This is a genomic window from Paenibacillus phytorum (assembly GCF_013141715.1).
GTDB lineage: Bacteria > Bacillota > Bacilli > Paenibacillales > NBRC-103111 > Paenibacillus_E > Paenibacillus_E phytorum.
In genome coordinates this window covers 1-3251 of the sequence record NZ_WHOA01000134.1, presented here as the reverse complement: position 1 = coordinate 3251, position 3251 = coordinate 1, and the positions used below count along the sequence as shown (strand labels likewise).

Below are 3251 nucleotides of genomic sequence, written 5' to 3'. Positions count from 1 at the left end.
AATTTGGAAATTTTGGACGATCGCGAGAAGGAAGTTGTGGTTGGGCGATTTGGGTTGGAGCTTGGCGGGGAAGATCGGACGCAGCGGGAGATTGCGAAGGAGCTGGGCATCAGCCGCTCGTATGTGTCGCGGATTGAGAAAAGGGCACTCATGAAGCTGTATCATGAGTTTTATAAGGCGAAGAGGTAAGGTCACAGTTTATATATCGCAGACTTCATTTATTTGGTTTCAGATAATGGGGGCGAAGACAATGACAGCCTTAATTCAGATCGAGCATGTCAGTAAATTTTATTATATGGGCGGAGAGACGATTCGGGCGTTAGATGACATTTCGTTAGATATCGAGCAGGGTGAGTTTGTCGCTGTAATGGGACCGTCTGGATCCGGAAAGTCTACGTTAATGAACATCATTGGATGTTTGGATGTATCGGACGAAGGAGCCTATAGGTTAGATGGAAAGCAGATTCACTCTCTGAAGGATTCGCAGCTAGCCGAGATTCGGAATCGAAAGATCGGATTCGTTTTTCAGAGTTTTAACCTGTTGCCTAGACTGAGTGCTTACGAGAATGTCGAGCTTCCACTGATTTACCGTGGGATGACGAGGAAGCAGCGTGAACCACTTGTGATGCAAAGCACTGGAAGCAGTGGATTTATTAGACCGGAGGAAGCACTTCCCTTCAGAGCTGTCGGGCGGACAGCAGCAACGTGTTGCGATTGCGCGAACGCTGGCGGGTGATCCGGAGATTATTCTCGCGGATGAGCCGACAGGTGCGCTGGATTCAATGACTGGTGCGGAGATATTGGAGATTTTTAAGAGCTTGAATGAGCAGGGCAGGACGATTGTTTTGATTACGCATGACCTCGCGATTGCGCAGCAGGCGAAGCGGGTTGTGCATTTTCGGGATGGGCGGTTGAGTGAAGTTGGATAGGTGGATGCTAGAACCGGGACTCCGATGGGGGGCCGGTTTGTTGTTTTTTACACATAGACAGAGGCATAAGAAACCATCTAATATCTTGTCAATATTTTCCGAAAAATGGGGAAGATGATGCATTACTATGTACTGAGCATGTCAAATAACCCTCCAATACGGTGTTTAAATCTTTTCGTTTAAGCATGGCAAAGATCCAATGGAGTAACTTGTTAACACAAGCGATCATCGCTCCTTTGATTTCTTCTTGAATAGATTTATTGTTATTTTCGTCATGCATCCGTTTTTTTTCTTCTTCTTCAGCTCGTAACCCGAGTATGTCTAATTATACCATGGCGCTCTGGTTGTAGCTTCCTGCATCAAGCGGTTTGGAACGGCAGATTCCGTTTTTCCCGATAACGGATGCTCAGCGGAAATCCGCATGCCGCCATTCCCGACGGTAGTCTTGCGGGCTTTGCCCTGCAGATTTCCGAAAAGCGCGGCTGAACTCGCTAAGTTCGCCGTAGCCTACACGCTGGGAGATTTCGCCGATGGACCAAGATGTCTGAAGAAGCAACTCCTTAGCGAGCCCGATCCGGTAATTCCGTAAATACTGAGCAGGCGGTTGGCCGAGAGCATTCCGGAATAAGTAGCTGAAATGGCTCGGGCTCAAATAGACTTGAGCAGCCAGCTTTTCGAGCGGAATCCATTCCTGCACATGCGACTGCATATAGATGCAGGCATTCACGACACGGGGATCAATTGCATGAAGCCGCTCCGGCAATTGAGGTATCAGCAGGCTTATCAATTGTGAGAACCATTGATACAAGGCTCCTTGAATGCGTAGCAGTGTAAACGAAACGCTCAGGTCCAGCGACCTCCCGTTAATTCCCTCCGCGTCATGCTGTTCATGAAGTGCGGCGAATTGCTCGAACCAAACAGCTGACTCCGTCCATTGGGAGGCAAGCGCATCAAATACAGCGCCGTCGGAGACAGCTGTAATCTTCGGGAATGGATACAACTCATGGAAATCGAACGGTCCGAGTCTCAAGTTGCAACTGAGCGATAAGTAACGAACATTATTGCCGACTTCTGCAGTATGGAGTCGGTAGGGCAAGCCGGGCGGAAACACAATCAGATCGCCTTTGCGAACATGGTATTGTTCTTCATCGATTTGAATGTTACGAGTGCCGTCCAGTATGAGCCAGAATACCGGGAACGGATTGGTGACCGGTCCGAAGCTGAAATCGTGCGGCTTATCCATGTGACGGATCCATCTGGGCTGGAGACTGAATTCGAGTCTTTGTGCATTAGGATGCAGTATAAACATCAGCGGATCGCCCTCTCTTTCCTTCATCGTAAGAAATGTCAAATCTATCGTTAATAATGTCATAGGTTCGAATTTCTGTAAATGATATTATATTGATAGGAAAGAACCGTGAAATAATAGAAGCGGAAGGATCGATGAACAATGGAAAATGTCAAATGGAAGCCGAACATCGTATTTATACTCGCAGACGATATGGGCAGCTGGGCGCTCGGCAGTGCCGGAAACAGCGAAGTTCACACTCCCCACCTCGATCGGCTCGCTGCCGAAGGGATGCGATTCGATCATTTTTTTTGCACATCGCCGGTTTGTTCGCCTGCGCGGGCATCGATCATGACCGGACGAATTCCGTCACAGCACGGCGTTCATGACTGGATCCGCTCCGGCAATGTGAATTGCGGCGAGCTGCAGGAAGAGGTGCGCACACAGCCTGTTTTTGCCGATGAGCGTACGGCAGTCGAATATTTGGCTGGGCAGCCGACGTATACGGAGTTGCTCGCCAAGGCCGATTATGCCTGTGCTTTAAGCGGCAAATGGCATCTCGGCAACAGCACGGTCCCGCAAAAAGGGTTTGGGCGCTGGTTCTCGATCGCAAGAGGAGGCTGCTCCTATATGAAGCCTGACATCGTGGAGAATGGAGAGGTAAAGATCGTGAACGAATACGTAACCGATCTTATCACGGATCACGCGCTGCAATTTTTGGATGAGCTGGCGCAGCAGGAAGCCCCGTTCTATTTAAGCGTCCACTATACGGCGCCTCATTCTCCTTGGGACCGTTCGGAGCATCCGGAATCATATGTCGCCATGTACGACGAATGCCCGTTCGAGTCAGTGCCGGAGCTGCCACCGCATCCGAACCAGATCCGGACGGCGCCAAAGGGGGAAGGGGAACGCCGCAAAGAGCTGCTGCGCGGCTATTATGCGGCGATCACCGCCATGGATCACGGAATCGGCAAAATCATGGACATGCTGGAGGAACGCGGGCTGAGGGAACAGACGCTGATCATATTTATGAG

Annotated in this window: 5 protein-coding genes; 4 read left to right on the top strand and 1 reads right to left on the bottom strand. The window is 50.0% G+C overall.

Annotation, left to right across the window (positions count from 1 at the left end; genetic code table 11):
• The 3 genes from GC098_RS20725 to GC098_RS42005 all read left to right on the top strand — a co-directional run.
• On the top strand, positions 1-189 hold a 189-nt coding region (locus GC098_RS20725), incomplete at its 5' end, for a sigma-70 family RNA polymerase sigma factor (RefSeq protein WP_171645155.1).
• On the top strand, positions 164-736 hold the full coding sequence (locus GC098_RS42010) for an ABC transporter ATP-binding protein (protein WP_512699018.1): 573 nt from the start codon (positions 164-166) through the stop codon (positions 734-736). The genes GC098_RS20725 and GC098_RS42010, both read left to right, overlap by 26 nt.
• A complete protein-coding gene (locus GC098_RS42005; RefSeq protein ID WP_512699017.1) occupies positions 645-929 on the top strand; it encodes an ATP-binding cassette domain-containing protein in 285 nt (94 codons plus the stop codon). Before GC098_RS42010 ends, GC098_RS42005 begins: the two co-directional genes overlap by 92 nt.
• Positions 930-1335: 406 nt before the next feature.
• Here GC098_RS42005 and GC098_RS20715 read toward each other — a convergent pair whose 3' ends face one another.
• Positions 1336-2265, bottom strand: coding sequence for an AraC family transcriptional regulator (locus GC098_RS20715; RefSeq protein WP_171645154.1), 930 nt, complete (start codon positions 2263-2265; stop codon positions 1336-1338).
• A gap of 114 nt (positions 2266-2379) precedes the next feature.
• On the opposite strand from GC098_RS20715, the gene GC098_RS20710 reads away from it, so the two are divergent.
• Positions 2380-3251, top strand: an 872-nt coding sequence (locus GC098_RS20710) for a sulfatase-like hydrolase/transferase (protein WP_171645153.1), incomplete at its 3' end; no start/stop codon positions are given.

Coding starts and splice junctions, on each gene's coding strand:
- GC098_RS20715 (WP_171645154.1), bottom strand. CDS start 2,265: ATGAAGGAAAGAGAGGGCGATCCGCTGATGTTTATACTGCATCCTAAT.
- GC098_RS42010 (WP_512699018.1), top strand. CDS start 164: ATGAGTTTTATAAGGCGAAGAGGTAAGGTCACAGTTTATATATCGCAG.